This window comes from Acrocarpospora catenulata (genome assembly GCF_018476525.1).
Taxonomy (GTDB): Bacteria; Actinomycetota; Actinomycetes; order Streptosporangiales; family Streptosporangiaceae; genus Acrocarpospora; species Acrocarpospora catenulata.
On sequence record NZ_JAHCST010000167.1, the window covers coordinates 1 to 750 of the forward strand.

Annotated in this window: 1 protein-coding gene; it reads left to right on the forward strand. The window is 69.6% G+C overall.

Annotated features, from left to right (window positions below; translation table 11 throughout):
- Window positions 1–587: transposase (locus KIP79_RS46205; RefSeq protein WP_214111433.1), on the forward strand; the 587-nt coding region annotated here is incomplete at its 5' end.
- Window positions 588–750 lie beyond the last annotated feature (163 nt).

Sequence of the window (750 nt, forward strand, 5' to 3'; positions counted from 1 at the left end):
TGCCGGCAGAGGTGTGGGAAGTCGCCTACGACGCCGACGGAGGCGTCCGGGACGGGGCGTGGGTGGCGGAGCTGACCGGACTGCTCGATTTGACCGGCTGGCCGAAGGGGATGCGGGTCATCGTCCGCAAGGAACGCCCCCACCCGGGCGCTCAGCTGCGCTTTACCGACATCGACGGGCACCGGTTCACCTGTTTTGTCACCGGCACCCGCCCGGGTGGCGGCCGTGGTCAGCTCGCCGATCTGGAATTACGGCATCGGCGGCGGGCCCGCTGCGAGGACCGGATCCGCTCCGCCAAGGACACCGGGCTGCGCAACCTGCCGCTGCACGGCTTCGCCCACAACCAGGTCTGGCTGGAGCTGGTCGCCCTGGCCTGCGAGCTGACCGCCTGGACCCAATTACTGGCCCTCAATGGTGGCCCGGCCCGCCGGTGGGAACCCAAGCGTCTGCGGTTACGGCTGTTCTCGGTCGCCGGACGCCTGGTCAGGGGTGGCAGAAGGGTCCGGCTCCGCCTGGACCGGCAGTGGCGGTGGGCCGGTCTGATCGCCACCGCGATCAGCCGCTTGCAAACGCTGCCCGCACCCTGACACCGCCGGATTGTCCCGACAACCCCAGGAAGGAGCACAGGCCCGGGCTCGTGGAACCCCGCTCACCCGACGCGAGAGTCGGGCCGCCGGGCTGACCCGTAACTGAAAAGCATCAGTTGGTCGGCTCGCTACGCGACCCGACCAGACTCACGAAACATCGAGG